Source organism: Bradyrhizobium sp. RT6a (assembly GCF_040547675.1).
GTDB lineage: Bacteria > Pseudomonadota > Alphaproteobacteria > Rhizobiales > Xanthobacteraceae > Bradyrhizobium.
In genome coordinates this window covers 649,950-673,331 of sequence record NZ_JBEPQC010000001.1, presented here as the reverse complement: position 1 = coordinate 673,331, position 23,382 = coordinate 649,950, and the positions used below count along the sequence as shown (strand labels likewise).

The window sequence follows — 23,382 nt, the reverse complement described above, 5'->3', positions numbered from 1 at the left end:
GGGCATGAGGAGACTCAACATGGCAACCCAGATCGTGATGGACCAGACTGGCGACACGCGCCACGAGTTTGATCCTGGCAATGCCGAAGCGCTGGCGCGGGCCGAACGGCGCTTTCGGGAGCTGACCGGAGCGGGCTTCACCGCCGCGCTGCGAACCGGACCTGGCGAAGTCACCCGGATCCGATCGTTCGACCCGACCGTGCAGGAAACGCTGTTCTATCCCCGCCTGGTCGGCGGTTGATCTGAGCTGCTCATGATCGCGGCAGTCTGGCTCCGCGCGCCGGCGCGTGCGCGTCTGCATGCGCTACGCGAACTCTATCGGCGCTTTTTCGGCGAGAACACGCCGGATGCCCGCGGCCGCCGGCTTCTGGCCGATTGGCTGTCGCCGGCGCAGCGCGCGCAATTCGAGCAGCACCGGCATTTCGATGTCGTCGGCTGCGATACCGGCAAGACCTATCGCATCCATTATGGCACTGCGGCCAATGTCCATGAGATCGATGCGGCCGGAAATGCGACGATGGGGTGGTGCTTCGTCCCGTCAGGCTTTCTCGTTCCCGGCGACGTGATGCTCGCACAGAAGATTGCGCTCGAGACGGACGAAAGGGGGGCGCTCGCGCTCGCCAACAGGTTTCCGCCGGCAACCCATTCGGAGCACTTCTACCGGCGGCCGTTCTAGGGCAAGGCTATCAGTGCACGGCTATCAGTGATGTGTGGTGCGATAGGCATCCACCGCGTGCGCTGCAAAAACGCCGACGCTGCAAAGCGCGAGCAAGGCCGAGATCAGCTCGATCATAGCTCGTCCTCCTGCGGTGGCAGGGCAACGAGGTGCTGACAGCAGGAGTAATCCCAGATCAGGTCGAGGAAGAATTGCATGGTGGCCGTCCCTGTATGATTTTGACAACCAGATAACCGGCCATCTGTTTCAGGCGTGTTTCGTCGCATCTGGAAACGGGTTTCTTGGGGAACCCCCGGGCTGGCTTGTGCGCTGCGGAGCCGCTACATCCCGCTCTTGCTCAATTCTGTTAGCGCGAGGCGGCGCATCACATTGCGAGGCGAAATCATGGCGCAGGTCGAGTGGTTCGACGATCTCACCATTGGAATGCAGTTCAAATCCCCTGAAGTTCACGTCACCGAGGCGGACATCAAGCGGTTCGCGGCAGAGTTCGACCCACAGCCGATGCATCTCGACCACGAAGCCGCCAAGCAGACGCTGTTCAGGGGTCTCGCTGCCTCGGGATGGCACACCGCCGCGATTGCCATGAGCCTCGCGATCCAGACCCGCCCCTTCGGCCCGCATCCGCTGATCGGCGCCGGCGTCGACGGGCTGCGCTGGACCATCCCGGTACGGCCCGATGACCGCCTGCATCTGGTCGGGGAGGTCATAAGCCTGACGCCGTCGAAGTCGAAGCCGCAGGGCATCGCGCTGGTGAAATGGACGATGTTCAACCAGAACGGCGAGGAGGTTTACACCTTCACCCCGATCGCGATCGTGCCGCGGCGGGAGTAGGGCGAGGTCGGCGTCCTACGCAAACCGGGGGAAGCCCTTGCGAGCCGCCGGCAGAGGTGGTCATCTCGGTCCGGGGAACAGGCTGGAGGCTGACATGAAACGATCTCTTCTCGCTGTCGGGTTGCTGGCCGGCGCCTTGAGCGCAGCCGCTTTGACCGCAAGACCGGTGCAGGCGCAACAATCCAAGGTCGGCGACTGGACCATCGAGAAGCGCACGCAGGACGCACATTGCAATGCGAGCCGCGGCTACAAGGACAAGCAAGACGAGAACCGGGACTACGTCATCGTCATCACCTATTCCGAGAAGGCGATCGTGATCGTGATGATCTATGACGGTTGGGAGTGGGACAAGGTCGGCGAGATCCTCCGGGCCGATGTCGGCACCGATGACGCCGATATCATGAAGAAGACGAAGTGGGAGGTCATGGACAAGACCACCGTTCGCGGCATCTTCGAATACGATCAGTCCATGATGGACCGGCTGTCCAAAGCCAAGCGTCTCTCGCTCGATTTCGAAGACGATGATGACGACAGCATCGAGATGCAGGTGCCGCGTGCCGGCGAAGCGCTGGCGGCGCTGAAATTCTGCGAAGAGAATCGCAAGTAAATTGCCGGAGCCGGATGCGACGCCGGCGGGATTGGTGGCGGCAGGATTTTGCAGCGCGCGCGGCGTCTGACGCATCGCTCGCGTGACTGATCGCACACAGTCGGCGCGCTGTTCGCATTTATCCTAGTCTTTGGCGAAAACGTCCAAGCCGCATCCTGCGGTTGACGTTACGCAAGGACGATGTTCGATATTCCAGCATTTCGTTGCAACGTTTTCTCCGCGTCGAAGGCGGCGATTGACCGGTCCGTCTCCGCCAGTCGCCGGATCGCCATCTTTCTCGCGCGGGCGAGCCATACGCAGATTGCGTCGTCCGGCCGATGACAATCCTCCACGCAAATCGATTCTCGTCCCTCGTCGGCGAGATCTACGACGCGGCGGTCGATCCCGCGCTGCGCAGCGCGGTGCTGGAACAGGTTTCGCATTTCGTCGGCGGATGCGCCGCGACCATCCTGTCCAGGGACAGAGCCAAGCTCTCGATCGAGATCCACGAGCATTTCGGCACCGAATCCCGCTTCCGCCAGCTTTATCGCGACCGATATGTGGAGCTGGACCCTCTGCTCGATCGTCATCTCACGCTCGCGGCGGAGCAGACGATCGGCGTAGCCGACATCATGCCTCAGGCCGATTTCCTGGCAACGAGCTTCTATCGCGAGTGGGTGGAACCGCAAGGAGCGATAGACCTTGCAACCGTTGCGCTTGAGAAGTCGGACACGCGCGCCACGATCCTGCAGGTGTTGCGCCACCGCTCGCGCGGTATCGTTGACGAGCCGATGCGTGAGCGTATGCGGCTGCTTGCTCCGCACCTCCAGCGCTCCAGGATCATGGGCCGGCAGATCAGGGCACGCTCGCATACCGTGGACGACCTTGCCGAAGTCCTGGATAGACTGAGCACGGCGATCTCCCTGCTCGACGCAGACGGCCGGGTCGTGCATGCCAACGCAGCATGCCGCGAGTTGTTCGCCGATGCGAGCCTGCTCGCCATGGTCGGCGACCGGATCGTGGGCCGCAACACCCAGACCGACAAAATATTCCGCGGTCTGTGCGAAACAGATTCAGGCAGCGAAACTCGTTCCGCTGCCCGCCGTCAGATCGAGCTTGCGACATCAGTCGATGGGCAGCACTATCTGCTCCACGCTTTTCCCCTGAAGCGCGATCGCACTCTATCGCGAGATGCTGCAGCCACAGTGCTCTTCGTTCAGAAGGCATCGGCGGCGACATGGCTCGCAGCCGATGCGATCGCTGCGGCTTTCAGGCTGACCCCGTCCGAATTGCGCGTTTTGATGGCCATTATCGAGATTGGCGGCGTTCCAGACATTGCGGCAAAGCTCGGCATCGCCGAAACGACAGTGAAGACCCATCTCGGCCGCCTGTTCGAGAAGACCGGCGCCGGCAGGCAGGCCGACCTGGTCAAGATCGCCGCCGGCTTTGCCGTTCCATTCGCGCGTCGAACGAACGGTGGTGACAACGTCGTGTGATCCATTTCACATGGTTCGCCGGTGTGTGCCGCAATCTCAATCCATTGTGATGAGGCGAGCTCCCGTGTCCTCCGAATGCAGGACGCGAGTCGTTTGATACTTTCGTATATCGCGTTGCAGAAAAGTGAAGAGCAGCGAGCGCCGTGAGGAAATGCCGCGATGGCATCGAACGCGAGTGTGAGGAAACGACAGCGCGTGGCCGGACCTGCTCGTCGGTTGGAGGATTGCAGTGAGCCAGTTTGATTTTTCCGTTCTCAATGTTTCAACGAATGAAATTCCCGAAAACGAGCGTATCCCGTTGCTTCGCGATTTCTACTGCCGCGGGGTGTTGAAGGCGGAGGTCGAGGCCAGGGATGGAAAGCCGGCCGCGGCGAGCTTCACGTCCCACGTCTTGCCGGAAGCCCAATTGCTGATCGGAGGATTGTGCGGAGCGCGGGTCATTCGCACCAAGCACCTGGTTGCCGATGGCGACGACAGCCTGGCCCTGATCGTGAATCGATCGGGCGTGCTTGGGATATCCGAGCGGGGACACGATCTGAGCCTTCGTGCAGGAGAGGCGGTCTTGACGAGCGCGGAGGACGTCACGACGTTCGAGCGATTGTCGCTGGGCAGCTGCTTCTCGCTGCGCGTGCCGAGACGCGTGCTGGCGCCGATGATTGTGGATGTCGATGACGCCGTGATGCGTGTCATGCCGGAGAGCTCTACGGGACTTCGATTGCTGGTCGACTACGCGGTGACGCTGGTGCGGGAGAAGGCGTTCGCGATGCCCAATTTGCGGCAGCTCGGGGTCGGGCATCTGCACGATCTTCTGGCGATCGTCCTCGGTGCCACCAATGAGCCGCGGGAGCTGGCCGGGCGGCGCGGCGTCAAGGCGGCGCGGCTGCAGAAGGCCAAAGTCTCCATCGCCAACAATTGCTGGCGGCAGGATCTGTCGGTGGCCACGGTCGCCCAGGAGCTCGGCGTGACGCCGCGTTATCTCCAGCGCCTGTTCGAGGCCGACGGCAAGACGTTCTCGTCGTTCCTGATCGAACAACGCGTCAAGCGCGCCCATCGCATGTTGCGTGAACCCGGATACGCCGAGCGGACGGTCAGCTCGATCGCCTACGATGTCGGCTTCGGCGATCTCTCGTACTTCAACCGCTGCTTCCGTCGAACTTATGGCGCCACACCCAGTGACGTCAGGAGCGGCGAAATGTCGTGACCGCGCACGACTGAATTTCAAGTCAAATGCCGCTTGGAGACGGCACGGGCGTGCGCCGCCCGCAGTTGGAGTGTTGCATGCGCCGTTTTTTCTTTGATCTTATGATCGGCAATATCGTGAAGATCGATCCGGGCGGCATGGTGTTCGAATGCCCCGAAGCGACATTCGTGGTGGCCAACGAGATGGCAAGTCACCTGTTCGTCTGGCGCGACGATTTGCGCGACCGCGATGCCTGCATCCGGGTCAGAAATGCCGACGGGCGCGAGATCTATCGCGCCGCCGTCTGGTCGGAAAATGTGGAGAAGGTCGGCTGGGACGAGACGTGAGCGTCCCGGTACGGTATCGCGCGACTTTGCATGAGTAGCACCCGAAACTGATATCCGTTCGTTGCCCGCCCGGCGCCTCCTCCGATCGGAGGATGCCGCATGCTGTGGTTGTGGTATGCTCGGTGATATTGATCACCCAGGCCATTTATAGCCATGCACGGACCGCGGAAACTGCCCGACCTGGTCGAGGCCATCTACGATGCCGGGCTCGATCCCTCGCTGTGGAATAACGTCGTCACCGGCATCCGCGACTTCGTCGGCGGCCAGGCCTGCGGGCTGTTTTCCAAGGACTCGATCAGCAAATTCGGCGTCACGCACTATTATTGCGGGGCGGACCCGCACTACATCCAGCTCTATTCCGAGACGCATTCGAAATTCGATCCCCTGACGGTCCTGCCACCGCACGGCCAGATCGTCAGCATTCCGGATCTCGTCAATTTCGATGAATATCGGCGAGGACGCTTTTACCAGGAATGGATGCGGCCGCAGGGTTGCAGCGATGCGGCCAACGTCGTGCTCGAGAATTCGAATGCGAGCTGCCCCGTGATGATGACGGTGCTGTCGGGCCGCCGGATGGTGGATCCGGTGATGAAGCACCGTCTCTCGCTGATCGTCCGGCACGCCAGCCGCGCGTTGCTGATCAACCGCGCCATGACCTCGCAACTGACGCTGGCGACGGCGCTGGCGGAGATCCTGGACAATCTCGCCTGCGGCATCTTCCTGCTCGATGGCTTCTGCCGGGTGGTGCACGCGAATTCCGCGGGCCACGACCTGCTTGCGGCCGACGATCTGGTTCGGTCCGTTGCGGGGCAATTGGTGACCAGCAGCGCGGAGGCCAATCAGACGCTGCGGGAAGCGTTCGCGACCCGCAGTGAAATTGCCCTGCTTGCCGCAAAGAGGCATGCGTTTTCGCTGCTTTCGCCCTCGGGCGAGCGCTACGTTGCGCATATCCTGCCGCTGTCGTCCGTCCTGCGGCACGGCAACGAGAGGGTGGTCGATGATGCCGTCGGTGCGCTGCTGCTGCGCAAGGTGTCGCTCGGCGGACAGTCCTACGGCGAATTGATCGCGCGGACCTTCGACCTCACGCCGGCCGAGCTGCGCGTGTTCCTGTCGATCGTCGAGGTTGGCGGCATCCCGGAGACGGCGGTCGCGCTCGGTATCGCAGAAACGACGGCGAAGACGCATCTGCATCGCGTGTTCGCCAAGACGGGCGTTTCGCGTCAGGCCGATCTCGTCAAGCTCGCGGCAGGATTCTCCAATCCGCTGGTCAACTAGGCGGCTCATTGTGCCCTCAGGATTGAACCTTTTGCTCCCTCGCCAGACTCACAGGAGCCGCCGGGCATGAAGAACATGTCGCCACCTCCATGTGTCACTACTGGCTCTTCCGATGCCCCGACTTCCAAAACCGTCCGAGTTGATCGAGACTATCTATGACGCGGGTCTCCACCCGGAGTTGTGGAGTGAGGTCGTTGTCAAGCTCAATGCCTTCATCGGCAGCCGGGCCTGTGGTCTGATTTCGAAGGACCCGGTCAGCAAATCAGGCGCGACGCATTATTATTGCGGGGTCGATCCGTACTACATTCAGCTCTATGCGGAGACCTACTCCCGGTACGACCCGCTTGCTCGGCTTCCGCGCTATGGCGAGGTGCGCAACATCCCCGATCTCGTGGATTTCGACGAATATCGCCGCGGCCGATTCTACCAGGAATGGCTGCGCCCCCAGGGTTGCGTCGACGTCGCCAGTGTGGTGCTGGAGCAGTCGAAGTCGCCCTGTCCGATGCTGCTGACCGTGATCCCGGGCAGGGAGATGCTCGACGCCGAGCAGCGGGCGCGGATGCAGTTTCTGGCTCCGCATGCGAGCCGGGCGCTGTTGATCAACCGGGCGATCGAGCGGAAGCAGCAGCGAGCGATCGCGCTCGCCGACGTCGTGGACCGACTGAATGCCGGTGTCATCCTGCTCGATTCGACCTGTCATATCGTCCACAGCAATCCGGCCGCGGAGACGATCCTGGCCGTCGAGGATGTTCTGCGATCTGTCTCGGGCCGGTTGGTGGCAAGCTCGTCCGCTGCAAATTCGGCCCTGCGCGATATTTTCCGTGACGCAGGCGAGGTCGCGTTGGCTGCATCTTCGGGGCGGAAAATTCCGCTGATGTCACGTGACGGTTCCTACTACGTCGCGCACGTCATCGCGCTGCCATCATTGCTGCGCGAGGGTACGGCCGAGCGCAGTTCGGCCGTCGGAGCCTTGTTCATCTGGAAAGCGGAACTCGACGGTCGCTCCAGTGCCGGTCTCATTGACCGCACCTTCGAACTCACGCCTGCGGAACTAAGGGTCTTGCAATCGATCGTCGATGTCGGCGGTGTGCCGGAGACGGCGGTTGCGCTCGGCATCGCGGAGACGACGGTGAAGACGCATCTGCATCGCGTGTTCGCCAAGACCGGCGTTTCTCGTCAAGCCGATCTCGTCAAGCTCGCAGCTGGATTCTCCAATCCGCTTGTGCACTGAGACGCGTTCAAAAACGCACGCGAGTCGCTGCAGCTCGCAATAGGTTCAATCAGAAGCATCATTAGAAAGTTATCGCACGTCGTTCGATCGAATGACGCGATTTTCCGCGTTGTCTTCTATTAGACGTCACACGATCTGTTGTTCGACTTATCAGACATTTGTGTGAAGCAACTCACTGCGAGCGGAAGTTAATTCCGTCAATCTCTCGTACAGGTTGAGAGGAGATTGTCATGCGAACGACGTCACCGGTTTCGGCAGGCAGGTTCCGCGATATCGTGGCCCGCATTGGCGCGGCACTCCGCGCGCAGCGGGAAATCGACTCGCAGCGTGTGTTGCGGCGCTACCGCCACCTGCTGGACCAGCCGCACGACGCGCCGTGTTTGAATGAAATTATTCCCGTCTCCCGTGAAGAGGATACTTTAGAAAATGCCAACGGAGTTGATCCGCGGGAGCGCACGACCGGCCACCCCAAATTCGAGCGTGCGTAATGTCAGCATCGTCGCAATCGCGGTGACCGCGGCGCTCGTCGCGCTCCAACTGGTCGGCCTCACGATGCTGGAGCGATCTCATGCTTACGCAAATCCGTCGGTTCCACTCGGGCCGGCGCTTTGCACGGAGAGCGCCGAGGTCGCCGTCTCGCAAATTACTTACGATTGACCGGAGGGCGGATTGTGCCTGATGTCACGACCCTGATGCTGCTCAGCGTTGCCGTGTTCGCCGGCGCCTTCGTCTCCGGGCTCTCGGGATTCGCCTTCTCGGCAGTGGCGGGCGCCATTCTGCTCCGGGTGTTTCAGCCGCTGGAAGCCGTGCCGCTGATGATGGCGTGCAGCATCGGCGTGCAGGCCACCAATCTTTGGGCGCTTCGGCGCAGTATCCGCTGGGAAGGCAGTTTGCTGCTGATCGTCGGTGGCTTGATCGGCGTTCCCATCGCGGTGTCGCTGCTCCAGAGCACTGATACGCATCTGCTCCGGCGCGGCTTCGGCATCATCGTTGCCCTCTATGCGGCCTATATGCTGCTGCGGCCGACGCTGGTGACGGCCGGCGAGGCGGTCGGGCGGCACTGGGTCGCGTTGATCGGGTTCGGGGGAGGGCTGGTCGGCGGGCTGACGGCGATGCCCGGCGCGATCCCGACGATCTGGTGCGATATGCGCGGCATGCCGAAGAGCGAGCAGCGCGGCCTGGTGCAGCCGTTCATCGCCGCGATGCAGCTGTTCGCGATCGCGCTGCTGGTCGGACATCAGGATCTGTCGTCGAAAGTCTTCATCGATCTCGCAGTCAGCCTGCCGGCGTTGTTCGCAGGCTCCGCGCTCGGCGTGATCGCCTTCCACAGGGTCAACGAGACGGTCTTTCGCAAGACCGTGCTCGTTCTGTTGTTGCTGTCGGGGATTTCCCTGATTTAATGCCCGACGGTTTGCACCGGCGCCGCGCTGGTGTCGCTGCCGTGATGCGTTAGCGGTTTCATGCCGGTGACGGTCCGCAGCAGCACATAGAACACTGGCGTCAGGAACAGGCCGAATATGGTGACGCCGATCATGCCGGAGAACACGGCGACGCCCATCGCGCGCCGCATCTCCGAGCCGGCGCCGGTGGACAGCACCAGCGGCAAGACGCCCATGATGAACGCCATCGACGTCATCAGGATCGGGCGCAACCGCAGTCGGCTCGCCTCGATCGCGGCCCGGATCGGCGTGCGGCCTGCGAATTCGAGCTCGCGCGCGAATTCGACGATCAGGATCGCGTTCTTGGCCGAGAGTCCCACCAGCACGATCAAGCCGATCTGGGTGAAGACGTTGTTGTCGCCCTTGGAGATCCAGACGCCGAACATCGCAGCCAGCAGACCCATCGGCACGATCATGAGGATCGAGAGCGGCAAGGTCAGGCTTTCATAGAGTGCGGCCAGCACCAAAAACACCAGCAGGATCGCCAGCGGGAACACCCAGAGGCCGGAATTGCCGGCGATGAACTCCTGATAGGTCAGGTCGGTCCATTCGAAGGCGAAGCCGGGCGGCAATGTCTCCGCCGCGATCCGCGTCGCCACCTCCTGTGCCTGGCCGGAGGAAAAGCCGGGCGCAGCCGCCGCGTTGATGTCGGAGGACAGGAAGCCGTTGTAGCGGATCGCGCGCTCGGGGCCCGCGCTCTGGCGGATCGTGAGCAACGCCGAGAGCGGCACCATGTCGCCGGAGGACGATCGCACCTTCAACTGCCTGATGTCGTCGGCGCGCGCGCGGAACGGCGCGTCGGCCTGCACGTAGACGGAGTAGGTGCGGCCAAACTTGTTGAAGTCGTTGACGTAGTAGGAACCGAGATAGATCTGGAGCGTGTTGAACACCTCCGTCACGGGGACGCCCAGCTGGAGCGCCTTGGTGCGGTCGATGTCGGCAAAGAGCTGGGGCACGTTGACCTGGAAGCTCGAGAACACGCCGGCGATCTCCGGTGCCTTCTGCATCGCCGCCATGAACGCATTCGTCGCCTCGTTCAGCGCTTCATAACCGAGACCGGCGCGATCCTCGATCTGCAGCTTGAAGCCGCCGATCGTGCCGAGACCGTTGACCGGCGGCGGCGGGAACATGGCGATGAAGGCCTCCTGAATCCCGGAGTATTTCTTGTTGAGGTCGGCCGCGATGGCATTCCCGCTCAGTGCGGGGCCCTTGCGCTCGTCGAACGGCTTCAGCGTCGAGAACACGATGCCGGCGTTGGAGGAGTTGGTGAAGCCCGAGATCGACAGGCCCGGGAATGCTACCGAGCTCTCAACGCCGGGCTGGGTAAGGGCGATGTCGCTCATCTTGCGGATCACGTCTTCGGTGCGGTCCAGCGTTGCTCCATCAGGCAGTCGCGAGAAGCCGACCAGATATTGCTTGTCCTGACCCGGCACGAAGCCGCTCGGGACCTGCTGGAACAGGAAGGCGGTGAGGCCGACCAGGACCACATAGAGGCCCATGACGGCCGCCTTGCCCGAGATCACCTTGGTGACGGTGCCGCTGTAATTCTCCGACGACCGTGTGAACACCTTGTTGAAGCCGCGGAAGAACCAGCCGAGGCCCTTTTCCATGATGATCGTCAGCCGGTCCTTCGGCTCGTTGTGTCCCTTGAGCAGCAGGGCCGACAGCGCAGGCGACAGCGTCAGCGAGTTAACGGCCGAGATCACCGTCGAGATCGCGATCGTCAGCGCGAACTGCTTGTAGAACTGACCGGTGAGGCCGGAGATGAAGGCGAGCGGCACGAACACCGCGATCAGCACCATCGCAATCGCGATGATCGGCCCCGACACCTCGCGCATCGCCTGGTAGGTGGCGTCGCGCGGCGACAGCCCGCCCTCGATGTTGCGTTCGACGTTCTCGACCACGACGATGGCGTCGTCGACCACGATACCGATCGCAAGCACCAGGCCGAACAGGCTGAGCGCGTTGATGGAGAAGCCGAAGACGTGCATCACCGCGAAGGTGCCGACGATCGATACGGGCACCGCCAGCAACGGAATGATCGAGGCGCGCCAGGTCTGGAGGAACAGGATCACCACCAGCACCACCAGCGCGATTGCCTCCAGCAGCGTGTGGATCACAGCCTCGATCGACGAGCGGACGAATTGGGTCGGGTCGTAGACGATCTGGTAGGACACGCCTTCCGGCATGTTCTTCTTAATCTCGGCCATGGTGGCGCGAACGTGGTCGGAAATCTCGAGCGCATTGGAGCCGGGCGCCTGGAAAATCGGGATCGCCACCGCCTGCTTGTTGTCGAGCAGCGAACGCAGGCCGTATTGGGAGGCGCCGAGCTCGATGCGTGCGACGTCGCGTAGCCGCACCACCTCGCCACGCGTGCCGGTCTTGACCACGATGTCGCCGAACTGCTCCTCGTTCGCAAGCCGTCCCTCGGCGTTGACGGACAGCTGCAGGTCGATGCCCTTGACGTTCGGGGAGGAGCCGACCACGCCGGCGGCGGCCTCGACGTTCTGCGCCTGGATCGACTTGACGATATCGCTTGCGGTGAGGCCGTGCTCGGCGGCCTTTTGCGGATCGACCCACACCCGCATCGAATAGTCGCCGGCGCCATAGAGCTGGACGTCGCCGACGCCGTCGATCCGCGCCAGCCGGTCCTTGACGTTGAGCACGGCGTAGTTGCGCAAATAGGTCATGTCGTAGCGGTTGTTCGGCGACAGCAGATGCACGACCATGGTGAGGTCGGGCGAAGACTTCTTGGTGATGATGCCGAGCTGACGCACCACGGCGGGCAGGCGTGGCTCGGCCTGCTGCACACGGTTCTGCACCAGCTGCGTCGCCTTGTCAGGATCGGTGCCGAGCCGGAATGTCACCGTCAGCGTCATCGCACCGTCGGTGGTCGCCTGGCTCGACATGTACAGCATGTTTTCGACGCCGTTGATCTGCTCCTCGATCGGCGTCGCCACCGTTTCCGCGATCACCTTGGGATTGGCGCCGGGATAGGTCGCGCGCACCACCACCGAGGGCGGCACGACGTCGGGATATTCCGAGATCGGCATCGCGAACAGCGAGATCAGGCCGGCGAGAAAGATCAGGACCGACAGCACGCCGGCGAAAATCGGACGATCGATAAAGAATTTCGAGAGATTCATGGCCTTGCCCCTGCGCGAGAGACGACTCTCCCATCATTCCGGGGCACGGACAAAGCCCGCGAACCCGGAATCCAGAAGTGATGTCTAGGTAGTCCAACGATTTCCACATTCCGGCTCGTGCTGCCCGCGCGGTCCGGCATGGCGGAGACGCTAACGCTGCACGACGTCCTGATTGCTGTGGTTGGATGCCTGCTGCGGACCGCGCGCACCCATGGCCGCGATTTCCGTCTTGAGCAGGGCACCCGGGCGCACGCGCTGGAGGCCGTTGACGATGATGCGGTCGCCGGTCTTCAGCCCCGCCGTCACGATACGCAACCCGTCGACCGAACCGCCGAGCGTGATCGGCCGATAGACCGCACGGCTATCGTCGCCGACTGCCATCACGAACTTCTTGTCCTGATCGGTGCCGATCGCGCGCTCGTCGATCATGACCAGCGACTGCTGCTTGGGCTGGCCCATGCGTACGCGGGCGAACTGACCGGGGATGAGACGCCCGTCCTCATTATCGAACACCGCGCGGACACGGATGGTGCCGCTCTGGCCGTTGACCTGGTTGTCGATGAGCTGGATGTGGCCCTTTGCCGAGAGGCCGCCGGAGGTCGCCATCGCGACCGGGATCTGATCGAGATTGCCGCGCTTGCCGGAGACCTCGGAAATCGAGTTCAACGCCCGCACCACCAGCTCTTCATCCGCATCGAATGACGCATAGATCGGGTTGACCGAGACCAGCGAAGTCAGCACCGGAGAGGCGGTGCCGGCGGCGACGAGATTGCCGACGGTGATTTCGATCTTGCCAACGCGGCCGTCCACGGGCGCACGCACCTCGGTGTAATCGAGATTGAGCTTTGCGGTCTGGAGCGTCGCCTCGGCCGCCTTCACGTTGGCGATGGCCTCGCGGTTGGCGTTGTCGCGCTGGTCGTAGTCGCGCCGCGTGACCACGGCGTTGCCGACCAGTTGCGCGCCGCGCTCGAGCTCATTCTGCGTGAACACGACGCGCGCTTTCGCAGCTTCGAGCTGGGCCGCGGCCTTGTCGACCTCGGCCACGTAGGGCGCCGGGTCGATCTTGAACAGGACGTCGCCGGCCTTCACCAGCGCGCCTTCGGTGAAGTTGGTCGCAAGGATCGCACCCGCGACGCGCGGACGAAGCTCGACGCGGTTGATGGCTTCCAGCCGGCCGGAGAAGTCGTCCCATAGCACGGTCTGCTTTGGTTCGATCAGCGCGACCGTGACAGGGACGGCTTGCTCGGCCGCGGCGGCCGTCGCGGTCGCCTGGGCGGCTCGAAAGTAGTGGCCGGTCGCGATTGTGCCGACCACGGCGAGGGCGCCCACGATGGCCACGCCGCCAAGCAGGCGGCGGAAACGGCCGGTGCGGCGAGCATTTTGGGCAGTATTTTGGGAGGGATGCATTTGCGCGTTCCAGATATGTAGTGTTCACTACAGATGTGGAGCTGGATACCGCAGCGCAAGATACTTATGTACCATTCACTAAGAAAATTGTAGCCCCTTACCGCAAGAGTTGGCAGCGGAAGAGAAAATAAAGCGAGAACAAATAGATAGGATCAGGCGTTAGGCTGAGGGACGACGTCGGTTTCGAGGAGAACAGGTACATGGGCATGGGACGCCCCCGCGAATTCGACGCCGAAACGGCGTTGGACCAGGCGATGGAAGTGTTTTGGCGCCATGGCTATGAGGGTGCCACGGTCGCTCAGTTGACCGAGGCCATGGGGATCAATCCGCCCAGCCTCTATGCCTGTTTCGGCAACAAGGAAGGGCTGCTGAAGGCCGCGCTCGATCGCTATACCAAACTGCGCAACGTCTGGATGGACGAGGTGGTGGCGGCACCCACGGCCCGCGACGTCGCCGAGCGGATGCTGATGGGCATCGCCGACAAGCAAACCGATCCGGCCAACCCGCCCGGCTGCCTGCTCGTGCAGGGCGGCATTGCGTGCGGCACCGGATCAGAGAGCGTCCCTTTTGAACTCGCCGCCCGCCGCGCCGAGAACGAAGATCAGCTCCGCGATCGCTTCATTCGCGCAAAGGCCGAAGGCGATCTCAAGGAGAGCGCCGATCCCGCGGCACTCGCACGCTATGTCTCAGCGGTATCTGTCGGTATGGGCGTGATGGCGTCTTCGGGCTCCGACCGCGAAGCGTTGCAGCAGGTCGCGAGTGTCGCCGTGCAGGCGGTCGAAGCGCAGTCGGCCAACAGAACTTAATCGCCCTCGATCAGCTCGCCATTACTTGGCAGCCAGCGACGGCGGCGGGACGAAGCCGCCGAACTCGCGTTCCATCAGTCCGGCGAGCGCAATCGTGGTGCGGTCCTCGAGATAAGGCCCGATGATCTGGACGCCAATTGGCAGGCCCGATGGCGTGCGCTCGATCGGAACGGCGGTCGCAGGCAGTCCGCAGGTCGAAGCGGGGTCTGCCCAGATGAAGCATGCATCAGCGTAGGGATAGAGCTGTCCATCGATATCCAGTTGCCGCGCGTCGAACGGCTCGGACTGGTCCTGTGGAAAGGCCGGCACGGCGGCGGCCGGGTAGATCACTGCGTCGAAATCGCGGAATAGCTCCTGCCATCGTTGCTGCAGCTGCAGGCGCGCCGCATCGGTCGCCAGCCATTCACGATGGACCATCGCCCAGCCGCGCGCCCGCTCTGCCTGCAGGCTGCGGTCGTCGGGCGAGAGTGCCGCGGCAACTCCTTGCGCCTCTGCGAGGGCGGCCGGTGTCAGGCGTGGACTTCGCGCCGCGTTCAGCAGCTTCATGTAGAGCCGCGCGGATTCTGCGAGATCGGGCAGCGCCGCACTCGAGCGTGCGACCCGCGCACCTGATCGTTCGAGCCGTTCCGCCAATCGCCCGATGGCGGAACGCACGGCATCGCCTGTCGGCATCAACGGATGCGTATCGATCACGAGGATTCTGAAATCCCTGAGCTGGTCGTGTCGCGGGGCCGGCAGCGCGAGACGATAGCCAATCCCGTCGCGTGTCTCGTCGGGGCCGGCGATTACGTCGAGGGCGAGCGCAAGATCCGGGGCGGTGCGCGTCATCGGCCCGACGGCGGCCAGATCGCCTTGGCCAGGCACGGGCGGCGCCGGCGGCAGGCTGTATCCGCGCAGCGGCACCAGGCCGAGGCTCGGCTTGTGTCCAAACACACCGCAGAAATGCGCGGGCACCCGGATCGAGCCGCCGATATCCGAGCCGATCGAGAGCGGACCGAACCCCGCGGCCAGCGCCGCGCCCGATCCGCCTGAGGAGCCGCCGGGCGATCGGCCGAGATCCCACGGATTGTTTGTCGTTCCGTAGATCTCATTGTAGCTCTGAAAATCCCGCAGACCGATCGGGATGTTGGTCTTGCCGATGATGACAGCGCCCGCCGCCTTCAACCGCGAGACGACAAGGGCGTCCTCCGCCGGTTGGAAATCCCTGAAATGCGGAAAGCCCCATGTCGTCGGCAGGCCGGCGACGTTGAACGGTTCTTTCAACGTCACGGGGATGCCGAGCAATGGCTGCCGCTCGCCGCGGCCTAGCGCGGCATCGGCGGCGCGCGCGGTGTCTCGTGCGCGATCGAAATCGCGAACGATGACGGCATTGATCCGTCCGTCCAGCGCCTCGATGCGCGCGATCGTATGCTCGATCAACTCCGACGCAGAAACCTTACGCGCGTGCAGGGCGCTCAGCAGTGTGCTGATCGAGCCGTAGTCCCAGTCAGCGGCGGTCAATCCGGACTGCATCACGATCTCCATTGTCTTGCAGCGCCGCGTCGCCGTCGTTCGGCTGCAAATCGATCCGAGTATCAAGCATGCAATTTGGCAGATGGGATGAGGAGGTCGCGCAACGGGAACCAGATCTGTCCGCCGATCGGGGGCCGAAGGCGGCGGCTGGCCGCCAGATCGCGGGATACGCACTTCTTGCCGCACTCTATGCGGGATCGATGGGCTCTGTACGCGCTGCTGCTCACGTGGCATTGGGGGCGGTGAAGCTTGGACACTGACGAGCATGTTCGCCCTGACATTCCTTGGGACTTCGGCCAGCGTTCCATCGGCGGAGCGCAACCATCCGGCTCTCCTGGTTGTGGCAGCGGGCAAGCGCGTCCTCATCGATTGCGGCGAGGGCACGCAGCGCCAGTTGCTGCGCAGCGGCGCGGGCTTTCGGCGGCTTGACCGCATTCTGCTGACGCATGCCCATCTCGATCATGTGCTCGGCATCCCCGGTCTCTTCTCGACGCTGGGGTTGCGCCAGCAATCGGACGTGATGACCGTCCATGGAGGGCAGGGTACGCTCGACATCGTCATCCGCATGCTTGCCGGCCTGTGGGGCGCGGGCAGGGCGCCGATCCCTGTGGAGTTCGCGCCGCTGATCGAAGGACTGGTTATCGAGGCCGGCGACTTCACCGTCGATTGCTTTCCGGTCCGCCACCGCGACACCGACAGCTTTGGTTTTTGCATCCACAGTCCCGCACGTCGCCATCTTGAGCGGGAGCGCCTCGCCGAACTCGGCGTTCCCGATGGGCCGCTGCGCGGAGAATTGGCTGCGGGGCGACCAGTCGTGATCGCCGGCCGCACGATCGATCCGGAAGACGTGCTGGGGCCGCCGAGCGGCGGCAGGAAGCTCGTGGTGATCGGCGACACCGAAACCACCGACGGGCTGTCCAAACGTGTGGCCGACGCCGATCTGCTGGTGATCGAGGCGACCTTCCTCGATCGCGATGCCGCGACCGCACGGGACTATGGCCATCTCACCGCACGCGAGGCGGCTTCATTTGCCGCCGCGAGCAACGTCGGGCAACTCGTGCTCAATCACATGTCGGGGCGCTATCGGGACGAAGAGATTCTGGCCGAAGCGACGATGATTTTTCCAAACACGCGAATTGCCGCCGACTTCGATCGCATCGTGATTTAGCGGTACCGCTCAAAGAGAGCGCAACCTCTGACGGTCTGATTGTGAGCTGGTTACCCGGAGTGGCTGGGGAACTAGGATTCGAACCTAGACAAACAGAGTCAGAGTCTGTTGTGCTACCGTTACACCATTCCCCAACGGAATAGCCGAACAAATTCAATGACTTGTTGATTTGTCCGGCTGTGGCCGATGGCGCTGTCGCGCAAATCACGGCTCAGGCGTGGAGGGTTTCTACCCGCTCGGCTGTGGGCTGGCAAGCGCTGCGACGCAGGGGTGTTTTGCGGTCCACTTGGGACGTGCGGGTGGTGGGATCGTGGGCTCCGGCGGAGGGCCGCGGCGGCGCGCGACCGTTTGCCTCATCCGAAAATCACGTTTCCTGGTCGGATCGTCAGGCGCCGCATCGTCCTTCGGACACACAACCCAAGGAGATCCGTGATGCCCTATGTCGATGGTTTTGTGCTGGCCGTGCCGAAGGACAACATCGAGGCCTACAAGGCGCTGGCGCAATCGGCCTGCGCGATCTGGATGGAGCACGGCGCGCTCGACTATGTCGAATGCATCGGCGACGACGTGCCCTATGGCGAGCTCACCTCGTTTCCGCGCGCGGTGATGGCGAAGGAGGACGAGATCGTGGTGTTCTCCTGGATCATCTATCGCGACCGGGAGACCCGTGATGCCGTCAACAAGAAGGTGATGTCGGACCCGCGGCTGAAGTTAGACGGCATGCCGTTCGACGGCAAGCGCATGATCTATGGCGGCTTCACGACGCTGCTGAGGGCGAGCGATCCCGTGGGGTGAGGGCGCTGGGTAGCAAGCCGTTTCACTTGCCGGTACCGGGCCAGCATGCCATCCTCTCATCGCCAGGCATAAACAAACGGAAGCGGGCGCTTAGCCGAGCTTCCAAAAAATCCTGGTTGGGGAAACCCCTTGGGAGGTCTGATTTCATGAGATTGAAGCACGTCACCGGGCTGCTTTGCGCGGCTGCGATGTCCCTTGCGCTCGCTTCAGCCGCGCAGGCCCAGGACAAGGTCGTCAAGATCGGCGCGATCCTGCCGATGTCCGGCGGCACCGCCTCGATCGGCGCTCACGCCAAGGCGGCGCTCGAGGTCGCCATGGACATCATCAACAACGCTCATCCCGAGCTCGGGACTCTGCCGCTGGCCAAGAACGCAGGCCTTGCGGGCCTCGGCGGTGCCAAGATCGAGATCGTGTTCGCCGATAACCAGGGCAACCCCGCGACAGGCCAGAACCAGGCGCTGCGCCTGATCACGGAAGAAAAGGTGGCCGCCGTGTTCGGCTCCTATCAGTCCGGTGTCACGCTGACCTCGAGCGCGATCGCCGAGAAATACGGCATTCCCTTCCTGAACTCCGAGTCGGTCGCCGCCAATCTCACCGAGCGCGGCTTCAAATGGTTCTTCCGCACCACGCCGATCGCCACCGACTTCGCCAAGGCCTATGTCGATTTCCTCGCCGACATCAAGGCGCAGGGCGCCAAGACCGATGCAATCGCGCTGGTTCACGACAACACCGAATACGGCACCTCGGTCGCCAACACGATCAGCGCCGCCTTCAAGGAGAAGGGCCAGGCCATCGCAATTGACGTTGCCTATCCCGTCAACGCGACCGATGTGCAGGGCCAGGTGCTCCAGCTCAAGGACAAAAAGCCCGACGTGATCATCATGATCAGCTACACGTCGGATGCGATCCTGTTCGCCAAGACCATGCAGTCGCTCGACTACAAGCCGGCCGTGCTGCTCGCCGACGACGCCGGCTATTCCGATCCCTCCTTCATCAAGGCGGTCGGCAAGATATCGCAAGGCGTCTTCAACCGTTCGTCATGGTCGGTGGGGCCGGCCGGCTCACCGTCGGCCATCATCGCCGACATGTACAAGAAGAAGAGCGGCGAGGAGATGGACGACACCGTCGGCCGTCAGATGCAGGGCTTCTTCGTGCTGGCCGACGCGATCGACCGCGCCGGCTCGACCGACCCGGCGAAGATCCAGGCCGCGCTGAAGGCGACCGACCTGAAGCCCGAGCAATTGATGATGGGCTACAAGGGCGTGAAGTTCGACGACAAGGGCCAGAATATTCTCGCCTCCGGGCTCATCATCCAGCTTCAGGACGGCGAGAACTACACCGCGGTGTGGCCGAAGGCCAATGCCGCGAAGGCGCCGGTGCTGCCCTACAAGGGCTGGTGAGATTTGAAGGCGGGGCTGCGCGCCCCGCCTTTCCCGAAATGATTTGATCAGAGCAACGCTGGCTCATGTCCTTTGTACTCGTGCAGGTGATCGTCGGCGGGCTTCTGCTTGGCGCCGTCTATGCCCTGTTTTCCTCTGGCCTCACGCTGGTGTGGGGCATGATGAACATCGTCAATTTCGCGCATGGCGATTTCGTCATGCTCGGCATGTACGTGGCCTACGTCGTCTACACGCTCATGGGGGGAGGGCCGATCCTCGGCGCGCCGCTGGCGACGCTGGTGCTCGCGACCGTCGGCGTCGTCGTCTATTTCGCCCTGATCCGCGACATCATGAAGGGACCGATGCTGGCGCAGATTCTCGGCACTTTCGGGCTTGCGCTATTGCTGCGCTATTCCGTGTTCTGGTGGTTCGGCGCCAACTTCCTGTCGATGCCTCCGAACATCGTGGGTGGCACTTACGCGTTTGCCGGTCTGCGCATCGAGGCCTCGCGGCTGCTTGCCGGGGTGGTCGCACTGCTCGTCACGCTCGGGCTGCATCTGCTGCTGACGCGGACCTCGCTCGGTTCGAAGATGCTTGCGGTGGCGGAGGATCAAACAGCGGCGCAACTGATGGGCATCCGTCCCGACACCATGCAGGCGATCGCCTGGGCGATTGCGGCCGGCGCCACCGGGCTTGCCGGCGCGCTGATTGCAAACTTCTTCTACATCGTGCCGACCGTCGGCGAGACGCTCGGCATCGTCGCCTTCGTCACCGTGTCGCTCGGCGGTTTTGGCAGTGTGCCGGGCGCCCTTGTCGCAGGCCTGCTGATCGGCGTGATCGAGTCCCTGTCGGGCTATCTGATCGGAGCGATCTACAAGGACATCGTCGTCTATGTCCTGTTCCTGCTCTTCCTCTGGTTCCGGCCACAGGGCTTGATGGGGAAGATGTGATGAGCAAGACCTGATGAGAAAGATGTGATGCGGCGCTTGATCTGGCTCTCGGTCGTCGCAGCGATTGCGATCGCCTATCCGCTGCTGCTGTCCTCGCCGTTCCAGCAGCGCCTGGGCGCGCTGGTGCTGCTTTATGCGATTGCGGCGTCCGCATGGAATATCGTCGGCGGCTATGCCGGCCAGGTCTCGGTCGGCCACGTCGTATTCTTCGGCTGCGGTGCTTATGCCGCGATGGGATCCTACGCAAAGTTCGGCCTGTCGCCCCTGTTCGGCATCCCCGGCGGGATCGTGCTCGCCGTGGGCTTGGCCGCGATCATCGGCGTGCCGACGCTGCGTCTGTCCGGCCATTATTTCAGCATGGCGACCATCGCAGTCGCCGAGACGATGCGGCTGATCGTGACCAACACCGACTGGTTAGGCGCGGCCGTCGGGCTCTCCGGGCCGACCGTGCCGCGCAACATCTTCGATCTCTCGTTCCTGTCGTCGCTGCCGTACTACTACCTCTTCCTCGCAATCCTCGCGATCACGCTGTTGATCACCTGGTGGATGACCAACAGCCGCATGGGATTTTACCTGCGCGCGATCAAGGATTCCGAGCGAGCGGCGCGCTCGCTCGGCGCACCCGCCAGCCGCACCAAGCTCTACGCCTACATGCTGAGTGCGGCGCTGACGAGCGTCGCCGGCGCGCTCTATGCCATGATGTTCGGCTTCGTCGATCCCGAGTCCGGATTCGGCATCCTGATTTCGGTGAAGATCCTGATCATGGCGGCGCTGGGCGGGGCAGGGCTGCTGTTCGGCCCCCTGGTCGGTGCCGCGATCCTGGTGCCGCTGGAGGAGATCTCCAACAGCTGGCTCGGCGGCAAAGGCGCCGGGCTCACCTTCGTGCTCTATGGCGCGATCATCGTGGTCATCGCGCGCTTCCAGCCCGGCGGTCTGCTCAGCCTGTTCACGCGGCGCAGCAAGTCGACCAAGGACACCGGAGCTGGCCATGCTCCTTGAGGCACGCGAAATTACAAAGGCGTTCGGCAGCTTCAAGGCGGTGGACGACGCCTCCGTGACCTTGGAGCAGGGCGACATCCTCGGCCTGATCGGCCCGAACGGCGCGGGCAAGTCCACCTTCTTCAATTGCCTGACTGGCGATCTCAAGACCACTTCAGGCCGCGTCCTGTTCGAGGGCCGCGACATCACCGACTTCACGCCGGAGCTGCGCGCCGGGCTTGGGCTTGCCCGCACCTTCCAGGTGCCGCAGACTTTTGAGGGCATGACGGTGCTGGAGAACGTCATGATCGGCGCGTTCCTGCGCACCTCGCATCGCAAGGACGCCGAGACCAGGGCGCGCGCGGTGCTCGAGCGCGTCGGCATGATCAGGCTTGCGGATGCGCCGGCGCGCTCCCTCGGCACGCCCGGCCGCAAGCGGCTGGAGATCGCGCGGGCGCTGGCGACCGAGCCGAAGGTGCTTCTGCTCGACGAAGCCATGGCCGGCCTCAATGCCCATGAGGTGAGGCTCGCCATCGACCTCGTGCGCGACATTCATCGTTCCGGCATCACGCTCGTGATCGTCGAGCACATCATGGAAGTGATCATGTCGCTCGCCAGCCGCGTGATGGTGTTCCACCAAGGCAAGGAGATCGCCCGCGGCTCGCCGCGCGAGGTCACCTCCAACCCGGCGGTGATCGAGGCCTATCTCGGCAAGCGCGCAGCCAAGGCGGCCGCCGGCCACACGCCGGTCGAGCTGATGGGCGGGCCGGACCTATGAGCGGGCCGTTGCTGCGGATCGAGCACCTCGAGGTGCGCTACGGCGATCTCATCGGCGTGTCCGACGTCTCGCTGGAGGTTCCGGAAGGCAGCGTCGTCGCGCTGCTCGGCTCCAATGGCGGCGGCAAGACCACGACGCTGAACGCGATCGCCGGCCTCATTCCCGTGCATTCCGGATCGATCCGTTTTCGCGGCGAGGACATTGCCGGCGAGAGAGCGTTTGCGATCGTGCGCAAGGGGCTGGCGCTGTCGCCGGAAGGCTGGCGGCTGTTCGTGCAGCAGAGCGTCGAGAACAATTTGCTACTCGGCGCAACGCCGCTGCACGACAAGTCGCGCCAGGCCACGCTGCTCGAACGCGTCTACGAGATCTTCCCGCGCCTGAAGGAGCGGCGCAACCAGCGCGCCGGCACCATGTCCGGCGGCGAGCGGCAGATGCTCGCGGTCGGTCGCGCGCTGATGAGCGATCCGAAGCTGTTGATGCTGGATGAGCCGTCGCTCGGTCTCGCGCCGGCGGTGGTCGAATCCATGTACGAGACCTTCGGCCGCCTGCATCGCGAGGGCCTGACCATCCTGCTCGCCGAGCAGTCGATCGAGCTCGCACTCGAGGTCTCGGATTTCGCCACGGTGCTCCAGGTCGGCAAGAGCGTGTTGTCAGGCACGGCGGCTGCGCTCGCGGAGGACCCGCAGGTCCAGAAGGCTTATCTCGGCGTGGATTGACTGGTTTCCGCCTGAAGCAGCAGCAAAAGGCAGCCGGCCAGCCGGGTCTCCATCTCTTTCGACGAAAGCGACAGCGGGCCGGGATCGTTGAGGATGGCGTTCACCAGCGTACCAAGGACGATTTGGAAGCCGAAGGCGATGGTGCGGGTCTTGGCGGCCTTGCGTCCCTTGCCCATGGCCGGCAGCAGGAGAGGGGTGGCGCCGATCGTGGTGGCTTTCGCCAGCGCCTTGAACGCTGTCCATTTGTCCGGGCGGGTGTCGTCATGCTGGAGCGCGGCGCGCAGCACGCCCTCGTGGTTGCGCATCCAGGCGATGATGCCTTTGACAACGATTTGGCAGAGCTCGCCGAGGCCTGTCTCGGGCGAGGGCTGCCTGATCTCGCCCAGTCGGTGCTCGCCGTCGCGCGCGGCCAGCGCCATCAACGCGTTGAAATAGGCCTCCTTGCTCTCGAAGCGGCTGTAGAAGGCGCCAACGGTGGCGCCGACCTCGGTGCAGAGTGCTTCGATCGAGAGCTCGGCGAGGCTGCGCGTCCGCAGCATCTCGGCGCCCGCGCGCAGCAGCGCCAGCGTCGTCTCCCGGCTGCGCTTCTGGCGCGACGGGGCGACGCCGGGCAGGTCGAAATCGCGAACCCCGGGGTCTTCCAAACGTGGCTGCTTCCGTGCTTGCATCGCGGCTAAATGATAATC

24 protein-coding genes and 1 tRNA gene are annotated in these 23,382 nt (G+C 63.4%); 20 read left to right on the top strand and 5 right to left on the bottom strand.

The features are described 5' to 3' along the window. The first annotated feature begins 19 nt into the window (after positions 1–19). From ABIC03_RS03400 to ABIC03_RS03345, 12 genes are all read left to right on the top strand, one after another. Positions 20–241, top strand: coding sequence for a hypothetical protein (locus ABIC03_RS03400; RefSeq protein ID WP_106943097.1), 222 nt, complete (start codon positions 20–22; stop codon positions 239–241). 12 nt (positions 242–253) lie between these two features. After that, complete coding sequence (locus tag ABIC03_RS03395) at positions 254–676, top strand: hypothetical protein (protein ID WP_354055523.1); 423 nt, start codon at positions 254–256, stop codon at positions 674–676. Between the two features lie 384 nt (positions 677–1,060). Next, positions 1,061–1,507 carry a MaoC family dehydratase gene (locus tag ABIC03_RS03390; RefSeq protein WP_354055521.1) on the top strand — a complete coding sequence of 149 codons (447 nt, stop codon included), beginning with the start codon at positions 1,061–1,063 and terminating at the stop codon, positions 1,505–1,507. A 94-nt stretch (positions 1,508–1,601) separates the two neighbouring features. Continuing rightward, positions 1,602–2,114 (top strand): hypothetical protein, encoded by a 513-nt coding sequence (locus ABIC03_RS03385; protein ID WP_354055519.1) that lies wholly within the window; start codon positions 1,602–1,604, stop codon positions 2,112–2,114. Between the two features lie 317 nt (positions 2,115–2,431). Continuing rightward, positions 2,432–3,589: a helix-turn-helix transcriptional regulator gene (locus ABIC03_RS03380; protein ID WP_354055517.1), complete on the top strand. Its 1,158-nt coding sequence runs from the start codon at positions 2,432–2,434 to the stop codon at positions 3,587–3,589. Positions 3,590–3,818: 229 nt separating this feature from the next. After that, positions 3,819–4,790, top strand: coding sequence for a helix-turn-helix transcriptional regulator (locus tag ABIC03_RS03375; protein ID WP_354055514.1), 972 nt, complete (start codon positions 3,819–3,821; stop codon positions 4,788–4,790). A 77-nt stretch (positions 4,791–4,867) separates the two neighbouring features. Further along, complete coding sequence (locus ABIC03_RS03370; RefSeq protein WP_354055512.1) at positions 4,868–5,116, top strand: DUF6894 family protein; 249 nt, start codon at positions 4,868–4,870, stop codon at positions 5,114–5,116. 153 nt (positions 5,117–5,269) lie between these two features. Continuing rightward, positions 5,270–6,391: a helix-turn-helix transcriptional regulator gene (locus tag ABIC03_RS03365; protein WP_354055510.1), complete on the top strand. Its 1,122-nt coding sequence runs from the start codon at positions 5,270–5,272 to the stop codon at positions 6,389–6,391. Between the two features lie 112 nt (positions 6,392–6,503). Next, the gene (locus ABIC03_RS03360) at positions 6,504–7,622 is read left to right on the top strand and encodes a helix-turn-helix transcriptional regulator (protein WP_354055509.1); all 1,119 of its coding nucleotides are present in this window, start codon (positions 6,504–6,506) and stop codon (positions 7,620–7,622) included. A 230-nt stretch (positions 7,623–7,852) separates the two neighbouring features. Beyond that, positions 7,853–8,110, top strand: coding sequence for a hypothetical protein (locus ABIC03_RS03355; RefSeq protein WP_354055507.1), 258 nt, complete (start codon positions 7,853–7,855; stop codon positions 8,108–8,110). Then, positions 8,103–8,279: a hypothetical protein gene (locus tag ABIC03_RS03350; protein WP_354055505.1), complete on the top strand. Its 177-nt coding sequence runs from the start codon at positions 8,103–8,105 to the stop codon at positions 8,277–8,279. The genes ABIC03_RS03355 and ABIC03_RS03350 overlap by 8 nt, the downstream gene beginning before the upstream one ends. A 14-nt stretch (positions 8,280–8,293) precedes the next feature. Beyond that, positions 8,294–9,022, top strand: coding sequence for a sulfite exporter TauE/SafE family protein (locus ABIC03_RS03345; protein ID WP_354055503.1), 729 nt, complete (start codon positions 8,294–8,296; stop codon positions 9,020–9,022). On the opposite strand, the gene ABIC03_RS03340 is transcribed toward ABIC03_RS03345, so the two are convergent. Then, a complete protein-coding gene (locus ABIC03_RS03340) occupies positions 9,019–12,207 on the bottom strand; it encodes an efflux RND transporter permease subunit (RefSeq protein WP_354055501.1) in 3,189 nt (1,062 codons plus the stop codon). The two genes, ABIC03_RS03345 and ABIC03_RS03340, sit on opposite strands and share 4 nt — an antisense overlap. Before the next feature lie 150 nt (positions 12,208–12,357). Next, entirely contained in the window at positions 12,358–13,614 is a 1,257-nt protein-coding gene (locus ABIC03_RS03335) for an efflux RND transporter periplasmic adaptor subunit (protein WP_354055499.1), read from the bottom strand. Positions 13,615–13,814: 200 nt separating this feature from the next. Between ABIC03_RS03335 and ABIC03_RS03330 the strand changes: the two genes are divergently transcribed. Beyond that, the gene (locus tag ABIC03_RS03330) at positions 13,815–14,420 is read left to right on the top strand and encodes a TetR/AcrR family transcriptional regulator (protein ID WP_354055497.1); all 606 of its coding nucleotides are present in this window, start codon (positions 13,815–13,817) and stop codon (positions 14,418–14,420) included. Between the two features lie 21 nt (positions 14,421–14,441). Here the strand turns inward: ABIC03_RS03330 and ABIC03_RS03325 are convergent, their stop codons facing one another. Next, positions 14,442–15,932: an amidase gene (locus ABIC03_RS03325; protein WP_354055495.1), complete on the bottom strand. Its 1,491-nt coding sequence runs from the start codon at positions 15,930–15,932 to the stop codon at positions 14,442–14,444. A 265-nt stretch (positions 15,933–16,197) separates the two neighbouring features. Here ABIC03_RS03325 and rnz point away from each other — a divergent pair, with 265 nt between their 5' ends. Further along, positions 16,198–17,100: a ribonuclease Z gene (gene rnz / locus ABIC03_RS03320; protein ID WP_354055493.1), complete on the top strand. Its 903-nt coding sequence runs from the start codon at positions 16,198–16,200 to the stop codon at positions 17,098–17,100. Positions 17,101–17,160: 60 nt separating this feature from the next. Here rnz and ABIC03_RS03315 read toward each other — a convergent pair. Next, positions 17,161–17,234, bottom strand: a tRNA-Gln gene (locus tag ABIC03_RS03315). A 298-nt stretch (positions 17,235–17,532) separates the two neighbouring features. Between ABIC03_RS03315 and ABIC03_RS03310 the strand changes: the two genes are divergently transcribed. The 6 genes from ABIC03_RS03310 (at position 17,533) to ABIC03_RS03285 (ending at position 22,696) form a co-directional block, all read left to right on the top strand. Further along, complete coding sequence (locus ABIC03_RS03310) at positions 17,533–17,895, top strand: DUF1428 domain-containing protein (protein WP_354055491.1); 363 nt, start codon at positions 17,533–17,535, stop codon at positions 17,893–17,895. 146 nt (positions 17,896–18,041) lie between these two features. Then, positions 18,042–19,295, top strand: coding sequence for an ABC transporter substrate-binding protein (locus tag ABIC03_RS03305; RefSeq protein ID WP_354055489.1), 1,254 nt, complete (start codon positions 18,042–18,044; stop codon positions 19,293–19,295). Positions 19,296–19,360: 65 nt separating this feature from the next. Then, the gene (locus ABIC03_RS03300; protein WP_275167357.1) at positions 19,361–20,224 is read left to right on the top strand and encodes a branched-chain amino acid ABC transporter permease; all 864 of its coding nucleotides are present in this window, start codon (positions 19,361–19,363) and stop codon (positions 20,222–20,224) included. Positions 20,225–20,251: 27 nt separating this feature from the next. Further along, on the top strand, positions 20,252–21,223 hold the full coding sequence (locus ABIC03_RS03295) for a branched-chain amino acid ABC transporter permease (RefSeq protein WP_354055486.1): 972 nt from the start codon (positions 20,252–20,254) through the stop codon (positions 21,221–21,223). After that, positions 21,213–21,980, top strand: coding sequence for an ABC transporter ATP-binding protein (locus tag ABIC03_RS03290; RefSeq protein WP_275167356.1), 768 nt, complete (start codon positions 21,213–21,215; stop codon positions 21,978–21,980). The genes ABIC03_RS03295 and ABIC03_RS03290 overlap by 11 nt, the downstream gene beginning before the upstream one ends. Next, positions 21,977–22,696, top strand: coding sequence for an ABC transporter ATP-binding protein (locus ABIC03_RS03285; protein ID WP_354055484.1), 720 nt, complete (start codon positions 21,977–21,979; stop codon positions 22,694–22,696). The genes ABIC03_RS03290 and ABIC03_RS03285 overlap by 4 nt, the downstream gene beginning before the upstream one ends. On the opposite strand, the gene ABIC03_RS03280 is transcribed toward ABIC03_RS03285, so the two are convergent. Continuing rightward, complete coding sequence (locus tag ABIC03_RS03280; protein WP_354055482.1) at positions 22,678–23,364, bottom strand: TetR/AcrR family transcriptional regulator; 687 nt, start codon at positions 23,362–23,364, stop codon at positions 22,678–22,680. The genes ABIC03_RS03285 and ABIC03_RS03280 overlap by 19 nt on opposite strands. Between the last annotated feature and the right edge of the window lie 18 nt (positions 23,365–23,382).

Coding starts and splice junctions, on each gene's coding strand:
- ABIC03_RS03365 (WP_354055510.1), top strand. CDS start 5,270: ATGCACGGACCGCGGAAACTGCCCGACCTGGTCGAGGCCATCTACGAT.
- ABIC03_RS03400 (WP_106943097.1), top strand. CDS start 20: ATGGCAACCCAGATCGTGATGGACCAGACTGGCGACACGCGCCACGAG.
- ABIC03_RS03340 (WP_354055501.1), bottom strand. CDS start 12,207: ATGAATCTCTCGAAATTCTTTATCGATCGTCCGATTTTCGCCGGCGTG.
- ABIC03_RS03330 (WP_354055497.1), top strand. CDS start 13,815: ATGGGCATGGGACGCCCCCGCGAATTCGACGCCGAAACGGCGTTGGAC.
- rnz (WP_354055493.1), top strand. CDS start 16,198: ATGTTCGCCCTGACATTCCTTGGGACTTCGGCCAGCGTTCCATCGGCG.
- ABIC03_RS03305 (WP_354055489.1), top strand. CDS start 18,042: ATGAGATTGAAGCACGTCACCGGGCTGCTTTGCGCGGCTGCGATGTCC.
- ABIC03_RS03335 (WP_354055499.1), bottom strand. CDS start 13,614: ATGCATCCCTCCCAAAATACTGCCCAAAATGCTCGCCGCACCGGCCGT.
- ABIC03_RS03385 (WP_354055519.1), top strand. CDS start 1,602: ATGAAACGATCTCTTCTCGCTGTCGGGTTGCTGGCCGGCGCCTTGAGC.
- ABIC03_RS03300 (WP_275167357.1), top strand. CDS start 19,361: ATGTCCTTTGTACTCGTGCAGGTGATCGTCGGCGGGCTTCTGCTTGGC.
- ABIC03_RS03380 (WP_354055517.1), top strand. CDS start 2,432: ATGACAATCCTCCACGCAAATCGATTCTCGTCCCTCGTCGGCGAGATC.
- ABIC03_RS03390 (WP_354055521.1), top strand. CDS start 1,061: ATGGCGCAGGTCGAGTGGTTCGACGATCTCACCATTGGAATGCAGTTC.
- ABIC03_RS03295 (WP_354055486.1), top strand. CDS start 20,252: ATGCGGCGCTTGATCTGGCTCTCGGTCGTCGCAGCGATTGCGATCGCC.
- ABIC03_RS03370 (WP_354055512.1), top strand. CDS start 4,868: ATGCGCCGTTTTTTCTTTGATCTTATGATCGGCAATATCGTGAAGATC.
- ABIC03_RS03290 (WP_275167356.1), top strand. CDS start 21,213: ATGCTCCTTGAGGCACGCGAAATTACAAAGGCGTTCGGCAGCTTCAAG.
- ABIC03_RS03360 (WP_354055509.1), top strand. CDS start 6,504: ATGCCCCGACTTCCAAAACCGTCCGAGTTGATCGAGACTATCTATGAC.
- ABIC03_RS03355 (WP_354055507.1), top strand. CDS start 7,853: ATGCGAACGACGTCACCGGTTTCGGCAGGCAGGTTCCGCGATATCGTG.
- ABIC03_RS03325 (WP_354055495.1), bottom strand. CDS start 15,932: ATGCAGTCCGGATTGACCGCCGCTGACTGGGACTACGGCTCGATCAGC.
- ABIC03_RS03310 (WP_354055491.1), top strand. CDS start 17,533: ATGCCCTATGTCGATGGTTTTGTGCTGGCCGTGCCGAAGGACAACATC.
- ABIC03_RS03285 (WP_354055484.1), top strand. CDS start 21,977: ATGAGCGGGCCGTTGCTGCGGATCGAGCACCTCGAGGTGCGCTACGGC.
- ABIC03_RS03395 (WP_354055523.1), top strand. CDS start 254: ATGATCGCGGCAGTCTGGCTCCGCGCGCCGGCGCGTGCGCGTCTGCAT.
- ABIC03_RS03280 (WP_354055482.1), bottom strand. CDS start 23,364: ATGCAAGCACGGAAGCAGCCACGTTTGGAAGACCCCGGGGTTCGCGAT.